This is a genomic window from Rahnella sp. BIGb0236, from assembly GCF_004364755.1.
Lineage (GTDB): Bacteria > Pseudomonadota > Gammaproteobacteria > Enterobacterales > Enterobacteriaceae > Rahnella > Rahnella victoriana.
The window spans coordinates 61,827-83,008 of record NZ_SOAO01000001.1; the positions used below are offsets into that span (position 1 = coordinate 61,827).

The 21,182-nt window shown below is 54.9% G+C and carries 15 protein-coding genes; 14 read left to right on the plus strand and 1 reads right to left on the minus strand.

The window, feature by feature from the left end; all coding sequences use genetic code 11:
* Nucleotides 1-3 precede the first annotated feature (3 nt).
* From tssI to kup, 14 genes are all read left to right on the plus strand, one after another.
* Entirely contained in the window at nt 4-1,917 is a 1,914-nt protein-coding gene (tssI, locus tag EDF78_RS00295) for a type VI secretion system tip protein TssI/VgrG (protein ID WP_095925661.1), read from the plus strand.
* Nucleotides 1,918-1,928: 11 nt separating this feature from the next.
* Complete coding sequence (locus EDF78_RS00300) at nt 1,929-2,444, plus strand: hypothetical protein (protein WP_133822211.1); 516 nt, start codon at nt 1,929-1,931, stop codon at nt 2,442-2,444.
* On the plus strand, nt 2,444-2,743 hold the full coding sequence (locus EDF78_RS00305) for a PAAR domain-containing protein (protein ID WP_095925663.1): 300 nt from the start codon (nt 2,444-2,446) through the stop codon (nt 2,741-2,743). Before EDF78_RS00300 ends, EDF78_RS00305 begins: the two co-directional genes overlap by 1 nt.
* Nucleotides 2,744-2,754: 11 nt before the next feature.
* A complete protein-coding gene (gene tssA, locus EDF78_RS00310) occupies nt 2,755-3,819 on the plus strand; it encodes a type VI secretion system protein TssA (protein ID WP_133822212.1) in 1,065 nt (354 codons plus the stop codon).
* A complete protein-coding gene (locus tag EDF78_RS00315; protein ID WP_095925665.1) occupies nt 3,816-4,391 on the plus strand; it encodes a type VI secretion lipoprotein TssJ in 576 nt (191 codons plus the stop codon). Before tssA ends, EDF78_RS00315 begins: the two co-directional genes overlap by 4 nt.
* Nucleotides 4,391-5,785: a type VI secretion system baseplate subunit TssK gene (tssK, locus tag EDF78_RS00320; RefSeq protein ID WP_095925666.1), complete on the plus strand. Its 1,395-nt coding sequence runs from the start codon at nt 4,391-4,393 to the stop codon at nt 5,783-5,785. Before EDF78_RS00315 ends, tssK begins: the two co-directional genes overlap by 1 nt.
* Nucleotides 5,782-6,408, plus strand: coding sequence for a DotU family type IV/VI secretion system protein (locus EDF78_RS00325; RefSeq protein ID WP_133822213.1), 627 nt, complete (start codon nt 5,782-5,784; stop codon nt 6,406-6,408). The genes tssK and EDF78_RS00325 overlap by 4 nt, the downstream gene beginning before the upstream one ends.
* 6 nt (nt 6,409-6,414) lie before the next feature.
* Complete coding sequence (locus tag EDF78_RS00330) at nt 6,415-9,852, plus strand: type VI secretion protein IcmF/TssM N-terminal domain-containing protein (RefSeq protein ID WP_133822214.1); 3,438 nt, start codon at nt 6,415-6,417, stop codon at nt 9,850-9,852.
* A 45-nt stretch (nt 9,853-9,897) separates the two neighbouring features.
* Nucleotides 9,898-12,468, plus strand: a complete 2,571-nt coding sequence (gene tssH / locus EDF78_RS00335; protein WP_133822215.1) for a type VI secretion system ATPase TssH — start codon at nt 9,898-9,900, stop codon at nt 12,466-12,468.
* Between the two features lie 14 nt (nt 12,469-12,482).
* Nucleotides 12,483-13,823, plus strand: a complete 1,341-nt coding sequence (locus tag EDF78_RS00340) for a VasL domain-containing protein (RefSeq protein WP_243839399.1) — start codon at nt 12,483-12,485, stop codon at nt 13,821-13,823.
* An 89-nt stretch (nt 13,824-13,912) separates the two neighbouring features.
* Nucleotides 13,913-14,563, plus strand: a complete 651-nt coding sequence (locus tag EDF78_RS00345) for a YopT-type cysteine protease domain-containing protein (RefSeq protein WP_095925670.1) — start codon at nt 13,913-13,915, stop codon at nt 14,561-14,563.
* 79 nt (nt 14,564-14,642) lie between these two features.
* Nucleotides 14,643-15,401, plus strand: coding sequence for a hypothetical protein (locus tag EDF78_RS00350; RefSeq protein WP_232770735.1), 759 nt, complete (start codon nt 14,643-14,645; stop codon nt 15,399-15,401).
* 108 nt (nt 15,402-15,509) lie between these two features.
* On the plus strand, nt 15,510-16,229 hold the full coding sequence (locus tag EDF78_RS00355) for a hypothetical protein (protein WP_095925672.1): 720 nt from the start codon (nt 15,510-15,512) through the stop codon (nt 16,227-16,229).
* 151 nt (nt 16,230-16,380) lie between these two features.
* Complete coding sequence (kup, locus tag EDF78_RS00360; RefSeq protein WP_133822216.1) at nt 16,381-18,255, plus strand: low affinity potassium transporter Kup; 1,875 nt, start codon at nt 16,381-16,383, stop codon at nt 18,253-18,255.
* A 13-nt stretch (nt 18,256-18,268) separates the two neighbouring features.
* Here the strand turns inward: kup and EDF78_RS00365 are convergent, their stop codons facing one another.
* Complete coding sequence (locus EDF78_RS00365) at nt 18,269-21,166, minus strand: HD domain-containing phosphohydrolase (RefSeq protein WP_133822217.1); 2,898 nt, start codon at nt 21,164-21,166, stop codon at nt 18,269-18,271.
* Nucleotides 21,167-21,182: the final 16 nt, after the last annotated feature.

Here is a 21,182-nt window from a genome sequence, read left to right on the forward strand (position 1 = left end):
AAAATGGCAAAATCACTGGGACAAGACAACCGCTTTATCCGGTTTGTCGGCGATGCCGCGGATGCTCTGACGCTGATGCACATCGAGGGCGATGAACAATTTTCGGACACTTTCCGTTATCAGATCCAGTTCCGTACCTCGCTGGTCACCCCGCAGATGGGGCGTTTTCTGGGGCATGAAATGGCCTGTGAGATTGGCCGGGGCAACCAAAAACGTTACGTGCATGGCGTGCTGACCCGCATCGAAGAAGACAACAATGTCGATGGCATCAGCACCTTCACGGGCACGCTTGAACCGCGGATGGCGTTGCTGCGTCTGGGGCGTAATCTGGCGGTGTTCCAGAACATGACCGTGCCGGACCTGGTGTGCAAACTGCTGCGTCAGCAGAACATCAGTCACATTGATTTGCGCCTGCGCGCCACGTATCAGCCGCGTGAATATTGCATTCAGTATCGCGAATCCGATTTCGACTTTATAAGTCGTTTGCTCGAACAGGAAGGGATCTATTACTTCTTCCAGCACGATGCCGGACAGCACACGCTGGTTCTGGCCGATCATCCGTCCAGTCATCAGTCCGGCAAAACAGCAGAATTACCCTTTATGCCATTGCAGGGGCGGGGTGATGGCGTCGGGATCCTGAGCTGGGTCGCGAGTGCTTCGCTGGCGGCCTCATCTGTCACGCTCAAAGGTTTCAATATGGTGCAGGCGGCCAGTGTGGAAGGGGAATCCCAAGCCGTGGTGGCGGAGTATTCCGTGCCGGGCGTCAGTTATGTGGATGCGCACGGTCATGAAAAACGTGACGTATTGCAATCCGGCGCGCGCCTGAAAATGGAACAGCTTGAGTCGGATAATCAGCAGTTCTATGCCGAAGCCAGCGCCTGGTGGTTAGGTTGCGGCGATAAATTCCAGCTGAGCGGGCATCCGTCCTGTCAGGGGAATTACCGCATCAGGTCGGTGCATATGCAGGCTTCGAGCAGCATTGATGACGGGCAACCTGATTTTAGCTACGCGCTGACGGTGCTGAAAGACAGCCTGTCATGGCGTCCGCCGTGCCTGACAAAACAGCCTGAAATCGCCGGTATTCTGACCGCCATTGTGGTCGGGCCGAAATCAGAAGAAGTCCATACGGACGAATATGGCCGCATCAAAATTCAGTTCCCGTGGGATCGCGAAAACAAACACGACGATGGCAGTTCCTGCTGGGTACGGGTTTCCCAGCCGTGGGCGGGCGGTCGCTTTGGCGCCATGTTCCTGCCGCGCGTCAACAGCGAAGTCACGGTCAGTTTTGTGCACGGTAACCCGGATTATCCGCTGGTGACCGGATCGGTCTTCAATGGTCAAAACAAACCGCCGCTGAGTCTGCCTGAAGAGAAAAACCATGCCGGATTTGTCTCGCGCAGTTCCGTGAACGGCAACGTTGAAGAAGGGCATGAACTGCGCTTTGACGACAAAAAAGGCGAAGAGCGGCTGATCATCACCTCGCAAAAAGATCTGCTGCTGACGGTGAAAAACGATGTCACCGGCAGCATCGCCAAAAATGTCACACAAACCATCGGCGAAAACCGCACGACCGAACTCACCAAAGGGAACGACAGCCTGACGCTCAAACAGGGCGATTACAGCCTGGACATCAAAGGCAACCTGCAGGAAAGCCTGACCAGCGGGAATCATCAGTTAAAAATCAGCGGGGGCGGCAGCACGGTGAAAGCGGACAAAGCCTGCGTCATTGAATCCACCCAGTCGATCGAACTGAAAGTCGGCAGCAGCAAAATCACGCTTTCTCCTTCCGGCATCACGCTGAGCGGCACCACGATCAAAATCGAAGGGAAAGGCACGGCAGAACTTAAAGGCGCAATGGTCACTGTTCAGGGGAGTGGTATGACCCAGATCAAGGGCGGCGTGACGATGATTGGCTGAGGAAAAATCACATGAAAGCAAAACTGCTCACGCCAGACGCGCTTGCGGCTTATAACCCGCGACAAAACGGGGCTGAAAACGCCGCGCAACTGATGATGACTGAACAATGGGAAGACGCACTGGCCAGTGTGGTTGCAGATTCTCCGCAAGAGAAACTGCTGGCATGGACGCTGCAACAGGCGCTGAACCAGCCGGGATCTGCAGAGCAGCCGGTGCAGCAATGCGCCAGCGAAATCCGGCAGTGGCTGGCGGAACACGATGACGCCCGGCGCTTCCGTATTTTCCAGCAGGCAGAACAGCTGGGCTTTGATACGCCGGTTGGCGCACTCGGTTTAGCGGTGTTCTGGATGGACGGCAGCATGACGCCTGCGGAATTTGATGCGGTTTACCCTGAAGCGCATTTGTCCCGACTGATGCTGCTTTGCGCCCTGAAATTACTCAGCGTGGGGATCGCGGCGGAAAACGCCCCTCTGACAGGCGCACAGACATTACTGGCGCAATGGCATGCCGTGCAGGGAGGCCACTGATGGGACAACCCGCTGCCCGTGTGGGCGATATGCATGTTTGCCCGATGGTGACGCCCGGCCTGCCGCCGATCCCTCACGTTGGGGGGCCGGTGACCACGCCCGGTACGCCCACGGTGCTGATTGGCGGAATGCCCGCCGCGACGATGGGATCGATGGCGGTGTGTGTCGGGCCACCGGATACGGTCGTCAAGGGCAGCGCGAAAGTGCTGATTGGCGGTAAACCCGCAGCGCGCATGGGCGACAGCACGGCGCATGGCGGAACCATTGTTGCGGGTTGTCCGACCGTACTGATTTCATAGAGTGTATTGAAATGATAATGAATGTTGAGTCTTTGCTCGCCCCGATCAGTGACGATCAGCCCGGTGGCCGCAATATGGAATATGAGCAGGTCTATAACGAGATCCGTGAGGCGCGGGAAAGCGATCCTGACTATTTGCCGCAGGGCGAATGGGCCACGGAATTACGGAAAGCCGACTGGAGCAAAGTCGTTCGCTTAAGCACGAAGGTGTTGCAGGCGGAAAGCAAAGATTTTCAGGTTGCCTGCTGGCTGATCGAAGGCCTGAGCCAGCAACACGGCATCGCGGGGCTGCTGGAGGGCGTCGGTTTTCTGACGCCGTTTATCCAGACTTACTGGCAAAACGGCTGGCCGGAACAGGATGAGGACGGCCTGGTGATCCGCCATGGCATGATCAACCGTCTGGATCGCCAGCTGGCGCAACTGCTGCATTGTCATCCGCTGTTTGGTCAGCCGGAAAGTACGCTGGACCACTGGCGCAAAGTGCTCGCCTATGAACACCGCGTGACGATGAAACCGGACAGTGCCGCCGAACGGGGCAGTGACGACGATTTCTCGATGGAGACGTTCAACCGCTGGGCCGCCACGCTGGATCCGCAAAAGGTCGCCACGCAGAACGAGATGTTAAACCAGATGGTGACCGTGCTGGATCAGCTGGAAACCACTTACGGCCAGCTGAATCCGCAGGCTGATTCTCTGGCGATGGGGCAGACGCGCAGTGCCATCGCCGAAATGCAGGAATTTGTAAAACGCCTGTTTGACCGTGCGGCACCCGCTTATGACGACGTCATGACGCTGAACGTCTTAACGCCTTATGAGGATGAGCCGGACACTGACGTCAGTTCGCTGATCAACAACACCAAAAAACAAACCATGTCGCGGGATCTGGCCATCAGCCAGATGCTGACGATTGCCCATTTTTTCCGTCAGACCGAGCCGTCAAGCCCGGTGCCGTTTCTGATGGAGCGTGCGGCGCGCTGGGCGGCGATGACACTGACCGAATGGCTGGAAGAGATGTTGCAGGATGACAGCAGCATGCGCGATATCAACAAGGTACTGAAAGGGCATAGCAAAGAATGAGGGGGATAACGGGACTGGCAGGGCTGATGCTGGCTGTCATGCTGCTGGCAGGTTGTGCGACAGATAACGATGAAGGTCGCCAGAAGGCGGTCGGCGAGGTGAGCGCGCCTTTCGCCAACGGCGCCATCACCCTGCAACTGCGGGCGGAACCGGGACTGAACAGCCTGAACGACATGCCCAACAGCTGTACGGTATTGCTGCTGCAAACCAAAGACAAACCTGCGCTGGATAAGACACTGGGCAACCCCGCGACGCTGAAAAGTCTGTTTGCCGGTGCCGGTAGCGAAGGGGGTGTTTTGCAGGTGGATCGTTACGTGATGATGCCGGGGCAAACCAACACGGTACATATCGACCGCGCACAGGATACCCGCAATGTGGCGCTGGTCGCGGGCTACTATCCCTTCCCGGTGAAAAAACATATGGTCAGCGCGGAAGTCCCGGTGGCCGCTGAAAGCACAGGTTGGTGGGAGCCGGTCTGGCAGGCGCATTTAACGCCGCTCACGCTTTCTGTCACGTTAGGCAGTGAAAGCATTGTCAGCTCAGATGTCCCTGCTGCCGGAGAGAAAAAATAATGTATCCAGAACAACAGCAGATCTACTGGCATTCCGGACTTTACCTGCAACCGCAGCACTTTCAGTCGCTGGATCTGCATTACGAATGGAATCTGGCAGAACATCTGCGTCTGGCGCAGCCCTATAATCACGGGCTGATTGAGGTCAGCATTAACGACGCAGCGCTGAACGACTATGTGATCAGCGTTGAGCAGATCCGGTGCATTTTGCCGGGAGGCACCCTGCTGTCGCAGCCCGGCAACAGCCGCGTAGAGCAACGCAACTTTCGTGAAATCTGGAAGCAACGCGATCAGCCGCTGACCCTCTGGCTGGCGGTGCGCCGCTTCGATCCGCTGCACAGCAACGTCACCACGCTGGAAAAAGAGCACGACCGCGCCGTTACCCGCTGGATCAATACCAGCGAAGAGCGGGTGATGAAAGATGTCTATGACCATGCGCCGGACGCTGCGGTCGCCCGCCTTTGCTACAACGTCAGGCTGCTGACAGACGTGGAAAAAGACGATGCGGTTGACTGCGAATGCATCCCGCTGACCCGCCTGCGTTACGAAAACGAACGGGTGATCCTCGATCCAACATTCTCGCCGCCTTCCGTCACCTTGTTCGGGTCGTTCAGCCTCGGCAAGATGATCGACACCATCTACTTCGAACTGAGTGCGCGGGCCAGAAAGCTTGAGGAATACAAACGCTCAGAGCGGCTGGTCAGCGACGCCGATCGTGGCGATCAGGTGACGCAGTTGCTGGCGATGCGCTCCCTTAACCGGGTGCTGCCGCAACTGAAAAACTTTTGCCAGGCGCGTCAGGTTCATCCGTGGCAGGTCTATAACATTTTGTGCCAGCTGGTGGGCGATCTCTCTTCGTTCAATGACAGCTGCTCCTTTCTGGGGGAGTGGCACGATGGCGAAAACCCGCTGCACGCCTACAACCATAATGAACTGCTGAGTTGTTTCGACAGCGCCCGTAAGACGCTGATTACGCTGCTGAACAGTCTGGTACTTGAAGACAATACTTACATTACGCTGGAGAACGATCTTCAGGGCGTGTTCACCGGCAGCTTTGACAGTACGCAGAGCAAAAATGCGGAGACGGTACTGCTGCTGTTACGTTCCGCCAATATGCCGATGGAAAACCGTCAGATCAAAAATCCGGGCGGCATCAAACTGGCCTCGCCGAAGATGATTGAACCGTTGATCCAGCATGCGTTGCCGGGTATTCCGGTGACACGCTGCGTGCAGCCTCCGCGTGGTGTGCCTAACCGCAGCGATTCGCACTATTTCCTGGTCGAACAGGACAGCGAACTGTGGAACAAAGCCCGTCAGCACAGCAGTATTTCCTTCTACTGGCCTGATATGCCGGAAGACCTTCAGGTACAAGTGATATTTGTGGTGCCCTCATGATGAGTTTACTCAATTGTTATTTACCGCTGTTCCGCTATGTGACGGCATTCTTTATTGATCCGCAGGAATATCCGGATTACAGCGCGTTTCGTGAAAAAAGCATTACGTTATTACAGCAGGCGTTGCGTGAATCAGAACGTCATCATGAAACCGCTGAATGTGAAGATGCTTATTTTGCCGTGGTGCTGTGGGTCGATGAGCGCGTATTACGTTCCCGCGCGGAGTGGGTGAAGGAATGGCGCAGCAGTCTGTTGCAAAAATATTATTTTGATATTTCTGTCGGCGGCGAAGCGTTTTTCGAACGGCTCGATGAGACAGATAAAAATAATACTCAACTGAGAATGGTTTATCTGTTCTGTCTGCTGATGGGTTTCCACGGGAAATACACCTCTCAGGATGCGCAGCTTTTGCAACAACGCATCAATGATGAACGTCAGTGTCTGCCGGAAGAGTGGCGTCAGTGGCCGAACGACGCCTTGCTGGTAGAGCAGGAAGCCGGTGGCGGTGAAAAAAATAAAGCGGTGAAGAAGCGACTGCGTCAGCGTAAAGGGCTTTTGTTTTCCCTGCCGCTGGCTATTTATTTATTAATGCTGCTCGCCGGCTTAGGGATATTTTTCGGATAACACACTATGTTTAAAAAATTAGTTTCCTTTGCCGCATGGGCGTTATTCCTGTGTCTGCTGCTTATTGTCTGTGTCGTCATGTCCGTGGTTCTGGAACGGTCATTGCTGCATGCGTTCGCGTTGTGGCTGATCGTTATTATTGCCGTGTTACTGATCCGCTTTGTCTGGGGTTCTGTTTCCGGTATTGCACAGGCGAAATATATTTCCGGCCTGAAGGCGAAATTTAAACTCACCCGGCTGGAATATGTGTTATTCGAGCACTGGAAAACCGGTGCGGCGGTCATTAAACGCATCAGACGGCGCAAACAGCCGATCCCCTGGTTTGTCCTGACCGGCGGGCGGAGCGGTAAAACGACGCTGATGGCTGGCGCGGGATTGCCATTATTTTCCAATGAGCCGGAAAGTTCGCTGGTGGTGCCGACCCGTACCTTACGCTGGTGGTTCTTCCGCTCTGCGGGTTTTCTCGATCTCTCCAGCCAGTTTCTGAATAAAACTCCGGCCTTTGAGCGCGGCTGGTTACGTCTGGTGAACTGGTGCGGACGTCTGCCCGCGCCCGCAGGCATTGTGGTGTGCGTGTCCGTCAGCGAACTGCTGGAAAAAGATGACGCGGATCTGCATCTGCATGCGCGGCATATCCGCACGCAGATTGAGCCGCTGGTCAGCAAAGTCAAACGCCGTCTGCCGGTGTACCTGTTTATTACCTGCTGTGACCGCATGCCCGGCTTTAGCCACTGGACCCGTCAGCTTTCGGCCGCCCAACGCCAGCAGCCGCTGGGGTATTACTGGCGCAGTTCACCGATCGTCGATGGCAAGGATCCGGCCCTGCTGGATCCGCTGTTCAGGTGTGTGAAAGACGGGCTGGATAAAGTGCGCGTCAGCATGCTTTCCGGTGGCGAACCGGATGCCGATACGCTGGCGCTGATGGATTTCCCGGAACAACTGCCGCAACTGCAACCGGCGCTGCAACGCTATCTGGCGGCATTGTGTGAGCCGGACGCTTACTTTCAGCCTGCGGCACTGGGCGGGATCTGGTTTACCGCCACCGAGCCGGTCAGCAAAAACAGCGCGTCGCGTCAGGCTTTCTTTATCCATGAGCTGATGACGCGGTTATTGCCGACGTTAAGCCGTCAGCGTGAAGTCGAACCTGTCGGGTTTGGCCGCCGTTATCTGCATAAATGGGGCGCGATGACCTTCAGTGCGCTGGCGATCACCTATCTGCTGATCGCCGGTTATTTCACCGGCCGTCTTACCGCAGGGACACCGGCGCTGATGGAGACCACGGCGCAGGTTCAGCAGATTGAGAATATCGAAGGCTGGCGCCGTCATCCGCTGCACTATTTACCCTTTGTGCCGGTGCTTCATCACCGTCATGAGCAGCTTGAAGCCAGCATTATTGCGATGACACCGCGTGACAATGTGAACCTGCGCGAGACAGCGGATCACTACCAGCAACAGTTCACCGAGGCGGTGCCTGAGCAAAAACGCGCGCTGATCCTGGATCTGGCACGCACCCTGATCGCCAAACAGGCCATGTGGGAAAAACAGCCGGTCAGTGAACTGCTCACCCAGCCAGCGGTTCCGGCGGCGCTGAGCATGACGGGCGCCACGGTGCCTTTATCCCGTCAGCAGGATGTGGTGTTGCAGCGCGCCCTGATACAGCAGCCGGGAGGCAGAAAGCAGTTAGTGGTGCTGCGTGAATTACTGGGGCGTCTGGTCAACAGTGATCCGCAGATGGTATGGCTGTTGGCACCGTCAGAGGAGCTGACGCCGGTGAACCTGACCGATTTCCTGCCTTTGTCTGAGGACAAAACGCAGGTCAGCGGCCTGTGGACGAAGCAGGGCACCGCGCAAATTCAGGGCTGGCTGGATGAGATCCGCCGCGCTGGCGATGAACAGGTTCCGATGCCTGAACTGGCAGCCTTTGAACAACGCTGGCCTGCACTGCGCCAGACCCAATGGATGACCATGATGCTGGCGATGAACCAGCAACCGGCACCGGTGCTGAGCGGTGAACAGTGGCAAACCGCGCTGATTGCGCTCGATCAGGGCCACAGCCCGTCGATGAAATTTGCCCGTTACGTCAGTGAGCAACTGGACGACATCCGTGCTCAGGATGCCGCGCTCTGGCTGCGTGAATTGCGCCGGTTAAATCAGTTACAGGCTATGCCGGTACCGGGGGCGCTGGTGCCGCGCATCAGTAAGATTCAGCAATCCATCCAGAAGAAAATGTCAGCACTGCTGAAAATTGACAGCAAAACGCTGACACCGGTGCTTTCGGATCTGAATGTGAAGAACTGGAATGCGTGGAAAGCCAGCGTGCATGCGGCGGTTTCCGACGTGTTCGCCACGCCGAAAAGCAGCGACCGGCTGACGCGCGGCTTGTTCCAGACCGGTGCCGCGGGCGACAGCAATCCGCTGCAACTGCTGGACAGCCGTTTTAACGTGCTGCGTAAAAGCCTGTCTGCCGAGCGCGATGATTTTGCCACCAACGCGGTATGGACGCTGTATCAGAGCGATGCGCACTGGCTGGTGGCGCAGGCCATGCAACGTTCTGCCTGCTGGCTGGAGCAGCAATGGCAGAGCCGGGTGCTGTGGCCGATGGAAAATAACGCCAGCCGTCTGGAATACGACGATCAGCAAGATCAGGCGTGGCAATACCTGTCTGACTTTATCCGCGGACCGGCGAAAAGTGTGCTGGTTGTCGGTGACGGTGGACCCCGGGCCGGTGAATTCAACGGACATACGCCCGGCCTGACGCCGGAATTCCTGCGGATGGTGAACCACGTGCTGCGTCCGGATGACGTGCTGGCGATGCCGGAACGTGAAAATACCCGCGATGACGATGCGCTGGCCGCCCTGAAAGAGGAACAGGCCGATCTCGAAGCCCAGATGGCGGCACTGGAAGCCAAACCGCTGGAACTGACGCTTAAAAGCCTGCCAGCCACCATTCCGGGCGGCGCGCGGCTGATGCCGACAGGCACCGGGCTGACGCTGTTCTGCGATGAGCAACAGTGGAAACTCAACAGCATGAACTTCAGCGAACAGGCGGCATTCCGCTGGCGTCCGGGGCATTGCAGCCGCGCCACGCTGGTGATCAAATTCCCGGGCTTTGACCTGACTTACGAATACTTTGGCGACGCGGCCTGGCCGGATTTCCTGCACGACATCGCCGACGGACAGCACCGCTTCAAAGCGGAAGATTTCCCGGATGAGGCTGCACAACTGGCGGCGCTGGGCATCAGCGAAGTCATGGTGCGTTATCAGGCCGGTTCGCAGAATGCGATACAGGATAACTGGCATCAATGGCAGGAACTCCGTCAGGCACTGAATGACAACGCCGTGGCGCAGCAGGAAACGGGCACTAAAAAAGCGGAAAAACAACGGCCAACGGCACTCAGGAGCGCGTTCTCACAATTGCCTGTCCGTATCACGGAATGTCTCTGAGCGTCCGGACAGGACGCCGTTAGAAAAAATTACACAGGATGATGTATGGGTAACTACCTGAAGAAAATTGTAGAGAAAATGAATGTTGAGGCGCGCGAATGCCTTGATGCCGCGATCAGTCTGGCCGTCAGCCGCACGCATCACGAAGTGGACATTGAGCATTTGCTGCTCGCCCTGGTGACCCGTCAGCCCGCGCTGATTGAGCAACTTTGTCTGAACGCCGGATTGCGTGGCGATGCCCTGGTCGATGCGCTGAAAGTCAGCCTTAATCACCTGCGAAGCGGCAATACGCGCAGCCCGGTATTGTCCGAATTGCTGGTCGAACATCTGGAGAAATCCTGGTTACACGCCAGTGCCTGCTGGCAACACATTCAACTGCCGGCACAGGCATTTCTGGGCAGTCTGATTGCCGCTGAAAAAGACAATCAGATGCATCTGTCACCGGCGTTACAGCAGGCGCTGATGTGCCAGACCGATCGCGCCGACCGCCTGTTGCGCGAAGCCTGCGCACCGGCTCAGGTCATGACTAATCCGGCAGCGGCCAGTCACAACGCGGATTCTGCGGTGATGAAATTTACCCGCAACCTGACCGGACAGGCCCGCGACGGGGCGCTGGATCCGGCGCTGGGGCGTGAGCAGGAAATCCGTCAGCTGATTGACGTGTTGCTGCGCCGTCGCCAGAACAATCCGGTCCTGACCGGCGAACCGGGCGTGGGGAAAACCGCGCTGGTGGAAGGGCTGGCGCAGCGTATCGTCGACGGAACCGTGCCGGAAGCCCTGCAGAAAATGGAAATTCTGTCGCTGGATATGGGGCTGCTGCAGGCCGGTGCCAGCGTAAAAGGTGAATTCGAAAACCGTCTGCAAACCCTGTTGCGCGAAGTGAAGGACTATCCGTCGCCGGTCATTCTGTTTATCGATGAGGCGCATACGCTGATCGGGGCAGGCGGTCAGGCGGGGCAGAACGATGCCGCGAACCTGCTGAAACCGGCGCTGGCGCGCGGCGAGATGCGCGTGGTAGCCGCCACTACCTGGGCGGAATACAAAAAATACTTTGAGAAGGACGCCGCACTGGCCCGCCGTTTTCAGGTGATCAAGGTGGCAGAGCCGGACGAAGAAACCGCTACGGCGATGCTGCGCTCGCTGAAACCGGCGCTGAGTCAGCATCATGGCGTGCAGATCCTCGAAAGTGCGCTGGTCGCCGCCGTGCGCCTCTCCAGCCGTTATATTTCCGGCCGTCAGTTACCGGACAAATCCATCAGCCTGCTGGATACCGCCTGCGCCCGCGTGGCGATTTCGCAATGCCACGAACCGAAGGAGATCGAAGATCTCAACGCGCTGCTCAGCAACATTCATACCGAGCGGGAAAGTCTGCTGAAAGAGGGCGACAACGCCACAAGGCTGAAATGGCTGGATCAGCGCGAAAGCGAACTCACGCAGAGTTTAGAAACACTGCTGCCGGTCTGGCATCAGCAGCAGGACATTGTGGCGCAGATTAACGGCACTGACGATGTGGCGCAAATTGCCGTCTTACGCTCGCAACTGGCTGAGATGCATAAAGATCAGGCGCTGGTGTATGACTGCGTGGACGCGATCTGTGTCGCCGATGTGATTGCCGGCTGGACCGGTATTCCGCTGGGCCGGATGATGGAAAAAGAGCAGCAACAGCTCGGTGATCTGGTCGCGCGTCTGGAAAGCCGGGTGATCGGCCAGTCCCACGCGTTAGCGGCCATTGCACAGCAAATCCGCATCGTGCGCGCCAATCTGGCGGATCCGGTTAAACCCACCGGGGTTTATATGCTGGCCGGTCCGTCCGGTGTCGGGAAAACAGAAACGGCGCTGGCCTTATCCGAACTGCTTTTTGGTGGCGAGCAAAGTTTAATCACCATCAATATGTCCGAATATCAGGAAGCCCATTCCGTGTCCGGCCTGAAAGGTTCACCGCCGGGATATGTCGGCTATGGACAAGGCGGCGTGCTGACCGAGGCCGTGCGCCGTCGCCCGTACAGCGTGGTATTGCTGGATGAAGTCGAGAAAGCCCACCCGGACGTGATGGAGATGTTCTATCAGGTCTTTGATAAAGGCGTGATGGAAGATGCCGAAGGCCAGCTGATCAATTTCCGCAACACCCTGATTATCCTGACCAGCAATCTGGCCAGTGATCTGGTGATGACCGCCTGCGCTGCCGGAAACCCCGATCAGACCGCGCTGACCGCACTGCTGCGTCCTGAATTCGACCAGTTCTTCCGTCCGGCCCTGATGGGGCGTCTGCAACTGATCCCTTACCTGCCGGTGGTGGGCGATACCCTGGCGAAAATTATCCGTCTCAAAATCGACAAAGTGTGTAAACGCTTTGCCGGTGCCGGTGAGGGCAATTCTTCGCTGACGTACAGTGAAAAAGTGGTGGAGTTCATTGCCAGCCGCTGTCAGGTCGAGCAAAGCGGGGCGCGTGAAATTGACGCGGTCCTTAACCGGGAACTGCTGCCGTTGCTGACCGACCGCCTGCTGGCGGTGGAAAACAAAGCGGATATCCATTTGCAGGTGGGCGTCAGTAAAGATCAGCTCACGCTGACGAAGCAGCCTGCTGCGAAACGTGCTGCGGCGAAACAACCCGTCTGAATGACAGGAAAAGGATGACCATGAAAAACCGGGTGAATTTGCGGGCGCTGAAAATCAACGGGCATGATCCACGGCTCAGTAAAGCGTTCCTGTTGCTGAGCAGTGAACTCAGCCCGCTGAACGGTACCCTTCCCGCAAGGCTGGACTGGCATGCGCTGGAAGAACGGTGTTTTCAGCTGTTCCATGAATACGGCTATGACCTGCAAAGCGGCATGTGGTTTTGTCTGATCAATTTGCGGCTGAAGAGCTGGAAGGGGCTGGCGCTGGCGCTCGATCTGCTGTCGACAGCCTTTACCCACAACAGCCAGCGCTGCTGGCCGCCGGTGGCTGCCGTTTCGCAGCGTCAGCAACTGATCGACTGGTTCAGTGCCAATGTGGCGACCCATATCTATACGCTGGAATACGGGCCGGAAAACAGCGCGGACATGCGTCAGGTAGAAAGAAGCATCGGCGTGTTGTGCAGTCAGTCTAAAAACCTGCAATCGCGCAGCCACGATTCACTGAACAATCTGCACTATTTCCTGCAGGTTCGCTGCCGTTCTGTGCCGTATCCGGCACAGGTCAGCGTGACAAAAGCCGCACCGGTCGCGGCTGAAAACACGCCGCCGGCAGTGAGTGAGAAGAAGGCCCCCGCGCCGGTGGCTGAAATCGTACAGGATGCCGAACCGGCAGAAATCCGGCTGGCGGTGGAAACCCGTCTGCGTCCGTTATGGTGGGCGCTGGGGGGAATGGCGGCGGGGATCGCGCTCTGCGCGGTAGTTGCCGCGTTATGGTGTTACTCGCAGACGCTGAGTTTCAGTGAAACGCTGAGCGCCCCGTTACTGGCACTGCAACACAGCGAACATCAGTTGAATGACGCCTGGAATCATGCACCGGATGCCGATTTGCAGGCGCAAAAAGAGGCGGTCCTGGCGCGTGCTGCGCCGGTTCTCGAATGGCTGAGTGCGCAACCGCCACAAGCGTTGCTGCGTCAGGGGGAGCAATTGTCTGACCATCTGGAAAAGGCCTATCCGGGAAATCAATACAGTGCCCGATGGCAGCGCACATTAGACGAAAAGGCGGGTGATATTCCGGCACTGGATGGCTATGTGCTGGCGAATAAACATCTGGATGAGCTGGAAGCCCGCCTGCTATACGCCGAGCAAAAACAGAGCAAATATATGACCGTGTCGGAGTTGAAAACGGCGGTATACCAGATACGTCAGGATCTGCAACGTAATGGGACCAGCGCAGAAACATTGTTATGGACGATCCGGGAGAATAAGAAAAATCACAGGGAAGGGAATCCGGCACTTTTAAAACAATTTACGCAACGAATCGACGCACTGAATGTGAACGGTTTGGTGAATGAGTAATCGAGTTCAGGCAATTTTTAATTGCCATAATTTCATTTTTACAATTTAGATGATTATATTTCACGATAAAATTTTATTAAGGGTTAACGATGAAAAATAAAGCATTCTCACAAAGTAAATATATTGACGATAATCGAAATATTTTCTCTGGTAGTCTGGATGGGCTATGTTTTGGTCTATCTCTCACATGGCTTGATTCAAAGATCAAGAAAAGAGGATTTAATAAGTATAGTGAAAGGACAAAAATTAAATCCCGGGTGTTAACCAGGCAAGAATCAATGGACCGGAGAATCATTCGCACGCCGTGGAATGGTGACGACAAGGAATATATGATGAAGCAACTGAGAGTCACCGAAGGGGTTTTTCGTAGCTGGGGCGGGATCCGGGGATGTGAATTCATTTATTCTCAGGCAGCTTATAATAATGGTTCCAGTTATGTTTTAGCCAATGAACTGGCAAATCAAATAATTAAGCCCTGTTTTAGTGCTGAGGTGTATGGTGTTATCAGTATCTTTTCAACCGGGTCTGCGCATAGCATGGCCTGGTCCCAGAAAAATGAGTGGTATGATTTTTTTGATGCCAATACCGGTTCATTCCTGAAGATACATGAAGATCATTTCTCCTCATTCTTTACTGACCATATACGAAAGTATTACAGCAATTTTGACGCAGCATGGGATATTGTGAAACTTGGCCCTCCAAAAAAGCGTGGCGGATTATTTTCCTGTTTTGGACGGTAATTCTTTAAAAAGCCGTGCGGCGGAACTGGTTAAAATAATTAATTAGGCATATTTGCAAGTGCTTTCACTATGGATAGAAATGATGCATCCGGCAGAAGAAAGATTAAGAATACTCTTACCCTTTGTCATAGCGAATGCTAAGCAACAGTTGCATATTGCCCTGAAGGCCCTGGGGCGGAGTAAGTTATCAGAGGAAACCAAAAAGATCCTCAATGAATTGTTGAATGAAAATAATTCTGCGACGGTGAAAAAACTCATTCATTCTCTGAATGAAATTAAAAGGAAGATGGAAAATTTAACACCAGAGCATTTTGATGTTGCAGAAGAGTTGTATGAGGCAGGAGGGGGCACTGTCGGATACGTGAAAGCGACGGATGCCAGAGACTTCAATAATGGTGTCCGGAAGAAATATATTGCATTGTCTTATCTGCGCACCGGACGCATGCATATTGATGATATTGCTGCAACGGTGATTCACGAGTTAAGCCATCTGGTTTTAAATACAGAGGACAACGCCTATTCTATCAGTATGGAAAAGCAGGCATCGGGTTTGTTCACACCGTGGTCGGTAAAAGACTTACATCGTTATGCCAGAGAAAAGCACAGCCTTCCTTTGAATAATGCTGAAACCTTATCAAGAATTGTATTGTTGATTTATTTTTCAGAAAGTAAATTACCCCAGTATAAAAAAGCCTATGCCTTATATTGGGAGTCAGGAGATAACAAAATACTGGCATTTCATCGTATGGATGCAGATAGAAATCCAAGGGTGAGTAGCCCGGAATTAACAAGGAAATCAAACAAGTTACGTGTCATTGGTGGGCATATGGTTATTTGATTTTGATATTACCACAAAGGATTTATGCAAGTGAAAAATCAGGTGGTAAAAAGAGTGAAATTGTTAAAAGTATATTTATTAATAGTCATCATATAATGGAGTTACATTATGTTTGGAAATAAACAACTAAAGTCACCTGATGCTGACAAAGTCAAAACGTTAAAAAAATGGGACGCACGCAATAAGAAAAGACAACTTCTTATTCATACCATTTCGATAAACTATGGGTCCTCGCCTTTACTGACAAGACCTGCCCGAGAGGTTTTTAAAACCTGGGATGTCATTTCAAGTTCATTCATTGACCTGGATGCTGTGCTGAGAGGCTTCCGTCTGGGGCGCGGGCTTACGGTCAGATCGCAATCAGGCTTGTTTTTTGAAGCAGGATTTGTTCTCGATGTACCGGTGCAAAATATATTGGGGACGTTCAGTAATGATATCTGGTTCCCTAATCATGCTGGTGTCAATACCGGTACCGGCAAAGTCTATGATCGGTTTTCTCTTGCTGACAAAATTTTCGAGGGTAAAGGCAAAAATAAAGAGATCATGGCGCCTGGTGGTTACAATCAAATTCAACCACCCGGGAAGATACTTAAGAAAACTAATTACCAATGGCATAATGAGATATTGCTTGTTGGCCGACCGAATATTAACACTTATCAGGGACTACCGCCGACGAGTGACATAAAAATAGCAGGGATTTTTGTAGCACCTAAGACCATACGCGCGACCCGGGAAATGACAATCGAGGCTAACGAAAGGTTGTATAAGTTAGTTGACCGGATGAAAAAATGTAATCCAGGTATTCCGGTTACAGATATTTCCCGTTAATGCAAAACTTCGCGGCGATGATTCTCACACCGCTGTGGATAAACGCGGGATTGAGTCAGAAAAGCGTCATCAATGAACTGATGGCATGTGAGTGCAACTATACTCTTTCTGTGGGGCGATCACTGTCGCCCCGGAAATTGTGAAGCCACTCATGACGCAAACTAAAAATAAATCATCGCTGCTGACCGTGACGGTGGCGTGTATCGGCGTCGTCTATGGCGACATCGGTACCAGCCCGTTATATACCCTGCGTGAATGCCTGACCGGACAGGCAGGCATTGCCGTGACACAAAGTGCGCTGTTCGGCTTTCTGTCGCTGATTTTCTGGCTGCTGATGCTGGTCGTCTCCGTGAAATACATCAGCTTCGTTATGCGGGCTGACAACGACGGAGAAGGCGGTATTCTCACCCTGATGGCGCTGGCGATCCGTAATCTGAATCCGCGCTGGATCCCGTTTATCATGTTTATCGGGCTGGTAGGGGGCAGTTTTTTCTACGGCGACGGCGTGATCACGCCCGCCATCTCGGTGCTTTCGGCCATTGAAGGGCTGGAAATTATCGAGCCATCACTCGACCCTTTCATTATTCCGTTTGCGATTGCCGTCCTGACATTGCTGTTTTTCATTCAGAAAAAGGGCACCGGCATCGTGGGCAATATTTTCGCCCCGGTGATGGTGCTGTGGTTCGTGACCATTGGCGCGCTGGGCGTCGGTGGCATCATGCGTAACCCTGAAGTGTTGCAGGCGATGAATCCTTACTGGGCGCTGCATTTCTTTGTGGAATACAAAGTCGTGTCGTTTTTCGCCCTTGGCATGGTGGTGCTTTCGGTCACTGGCGGCGAGGCGCTGTATGCCGATATGGGACATTTTGGTAAGAAGCCCATCCGCATCGCCTGGTTTGCGCTGGTCGGGCCTTCGCTGGTCATGAACTATTTCGGTCAGGGCGCATTATTACTCAGTCAGCCCGCCGCCATTAAGAACCCGTTTTTCCTGCTGGCACCTGACTGGGCGCTGGTTCCGCTGCTGGTGCTGGCCACGCTGGCCACAGTGATTGCCTCGCAGGCGGTGATTTCCGGCGTATTCTCACTGACCCGGCAGGCGGTGCGCATGGGCTATCTGCCGCCCATGCGCATTATCTATACCTCGGATGTGGAGTCCGGTCAGATATACATTCCGGTGGTGAACTGGCTGCTGTATTTCGCGGTACTGATTGCCATCGTCAGCTTTAAACACTCGGGTAATCTGGCGTCGGCGTACGGTATCGTGGTGACCGGCACCATGGTGATCACTTCCGTGCTGCTCGGCATCGTGATGGTGAAAAACTGGGGCTGGAAATCCTGGGCAGGCGGACTGGCGATGGCGGTGATGCTGCTGATAGACATCCCGCTGTTTGCCGCCAACCTGATCAAACTGTTTTCCGGCGGCTGGCTGCCGGTGGCGATCGGCCTGAGTATTCTGGTGATCATGCTGACGTGGAAAACCGAGCGGTCGCGCCTGTTGCGCCGCCTGCGTCAGGATCCTGAAGCCCTGGAATCGCTGATTTCGTCGCTGGAAAAAGCCCCGCCGCAGCGGGTGCCGGGCACGGCCGTGGTGATGTCCCGCGGGCAATACGAAGTGCCGCTGGTGCTGTTGCATAACCTCAAGCACAACAAAATTCTGCATGAACGCGTGGTGTTACTGACTATCGTCACTGAGGATGTGCCCTACGTGCATAACGTCAGACGAGTCACCATCGAACAGCTTTCACCGGCATTCTGGCGGGTGGTCGCCAGTTACGGCTGGCGCGAGAAACCGAATGTCACGGATATCCTTTACCGTTGCGGGCTGGAAGGGCTGAAAAGCAGCATGAACGAGACGTCATTCTTCTTATCCCGTGACACCTTTATCCTCGGCGAACCGCGCCCGTGGTACCTGAAGGCGCGCGCAAAACTGTTCCAGGTGTTGCAGCGTAATTCCCTGCGTGCGCCGGAGCATTATCATATCCCGCCCAACCGGGTGATTGAGCTGGGTGCGGTGGTCAGGTTCTGACCGCCCGCCAGCGTTACGAGGCCATCTGCTGCGGGACGAGTTTTTGCAGCAGAGCGGCCACATCCACCTCATCGACGTTTTCCGCCAGCAGATAACGGCTGGCGTAGTCGCGCCAGATCCCTGATTGCAGGAAAAGCACAAACACATCGCGGTTCAGATGCTGTTCATTCACCATCGAGGTCATGATATTCAGGGCTTCAGACAGCCGCTTGCCCGGTTTATAAGGGCGGTCAGCCGCCGTCAGGGCTTCAAACACATCCGCCACGGCCATCATTTTCACCGGGATACTCATTTGCTGATCGCTGAGCTGATAAGGATAGCCTTTGCCGTCCATCCGCTCGTGGTGACCTCCGGCAATCACCGGCACATTGGCCATGGTGCGCGGGAACGGCAGTTTTTTCAGCATGATAATAGTCTGCATAATGTGTTCGTTAATTTTATAGCGTTCCTCATCATTGAGCGTGCCACGTCGGACCGACAGGTTGTAAATCTCGCCGTAGTTGTAGAGATACACCGGTTCGCGAAGCCTGAACTGATAGCTTTCCGGCAGGTGATTTTTGCTGTCGCGATAAATGATATGTTCCTCTTTATCGGCCAGCAGCGGTTCCTGTACCGGCAGTGATTGCGCCGGACGGCGGCCTTTACGCGCCAGTTCACCCGCAGAGACGCCCGCCGTGTCGTCAAGCGTGCGGGTCCACTGATAACCGGCGATATGCTGAATACGCAGCAGGGCAGCGTCAGAAAGAAACTCCGTGCCGATATTACAGCGCGCGATGAACGCGAAATCGTCATCCAGTTGCGCCAGTGCGGCGGCAAGTGACTGTTTGTCGGTGTCCGTCGGCGTCCCGGTTGCGTGACAACGTAACCAGTCGATCTCTTTTTCCCGTTTCAGCACTTCAAACCGCATGCGGATCTCATGAATACGATCGTAGATCAGCTCCAGCTTGGTGGCTTTATCGACGACAAATTCCGGCGTGGTGATCTTGCCGCAGTCATGTAACCAGCAGGCGGTATGCAGTTCCTCCCATTCGTGATCCGTCAGCGTGAACGCGGAAAAAGGCCCTTCCTGAGAATCGACCGCCGCCTGCGCCAGCATTTTGGTGATTTCCGGCACCCGCTGACAGTGGCCGCCGGTGTAAGGGCTTTTGGCATCGATCGCGCCGGCGATCAGCTCAATAAAGGCGTTCAGCAGGTTCTTTTGTTCCTGGAGTAAATACTGGGTTTCGATGGCAACGGACAGGCTGCCGACCAGCGCATCGACCAGCTGGATCCTGGCCTTCTGGCGCGGTTCGCTCAGCGATTTCACGCTGAATACCAACAGGAACCCGAGCAGGTGATTATCGTGGGTTTGCATCGGCACCGCGAAATAATGCAGCGGAAGATAAGGGGAAAGCAGGTCGCGCAGCGGCGCAGGGATCTCCCCGGTATGCCGGAAAACACCGGCCACCGGCGTGCCCTCGCGAACCTTCCAGAACGCCGGTAAATCATGGTGATCAAACCGCACCGACGCCACGTCGGCGATCTCCGGCGGTGCGTTGCCCCGGTTAACCGCCACCGGCGTGAAGGTTTCACCGTGCTTATCCGCCAGAAAAATAATGCCGCCGTCCATGTCGGCGATGTCGGTGGTTTCATCCAGCAATCCCTGCATCTGGCGGGGGAAATTGTCTTTGGCCGAAAGAATGCTGCCCATCGAAATAAACTGTTTCAGCCTGCGCCGCATTTTTGCCATCGCGAGGCGCAGATCATCCACTTCAGCAATGGCGGAGGGGCGGCTTTCTCCCTCATCAAAAATCAGGCTGCTGATGGATTCGGCATCCCGCTGCAAATGCAGCAACGGGCGGGAAATGCGCAGGGAAAAAAACCAGACCACGGGCAGGCTGAGGAGCAGCAGCACAAAGGCCACCAGCGTGGCCCTGTTTCTGACCGCATTGGCACCGGCGGTCAGCGTGGCGGAAGGCGTGGCGATCAGCAACTGGTAGCGGTTGCCGTTGTTGCTGAGGCTGATCACTGAGCCGAACCAGTCCTCATCTTGTACCCTGAACACCCGGCTGTCGCCGTGGCCTGGCGTGCCGCGGGACGCCAGCAGCGCCTGTAATTCCGGCGACCGGTCACCTTTTCGCAACGGCTGGCTGGCGACACTCTCATTGGCAAAATTGACGATTTCTGCCTGACTGCCCGCCGGTAAATCCTGTTGTTTCAGAAACTGAGAAAGCAGGGCCAGCGAGACATCCAGCCCGATCACCGCCTGCTGATTATCCGCCAGACGGCTGTAAGTGAAGCCGGTCTCGCCGGTGCCTTTAAACAGGTAATTAGGGGAAGTCACCAGCCCGTGAGAGTGTGATGCCTGAATAAACCAGTCGCGGCTGCGCGGATCAAACAGCTCGTTGTCGACAACGCGCTCACCGATAATGTGCTGATTATCATCCAGATAGATAAAGCGTTTTTCAGGTTTACCCGCCAGCCACTGATTGCTCTGAACCAGCCATTTCGCGTTGGCGGGGATCTGGAAAAAGGCGCGGCTGGCGGCAGTGATCCGGCGCAGCATAAAAAAATCACCGCCGGCATAGCCGATATACACTGAACTGGCGTAATCATTTTGCCGCAGGATTTCGATAAATTTGCCGACCTGCGCCATTCTCTGACTGAGATTTTCCGCGCCGGTGACCGGCATACCGGTCAGAATATTCACCGACATCATCATGGTGCGCGTCACATTATGCAGTTCCGCCGCCACCGCATCCCCGGTTTGCTGATATTGCCGCGCGGCGCTGATCTGAGTTAAGCGGGTGAGCTGGCTGTGGCTGAAAAGGGCGATCACGCTGCCGATGACCACAATCAGTAACGTGAACAGCGTGGCGATCTGAAGATGCAACGGATAGCGGCGGGTCAGCCCCGAAAGGTAGCCTGACATACGAAGTCCCGGAATA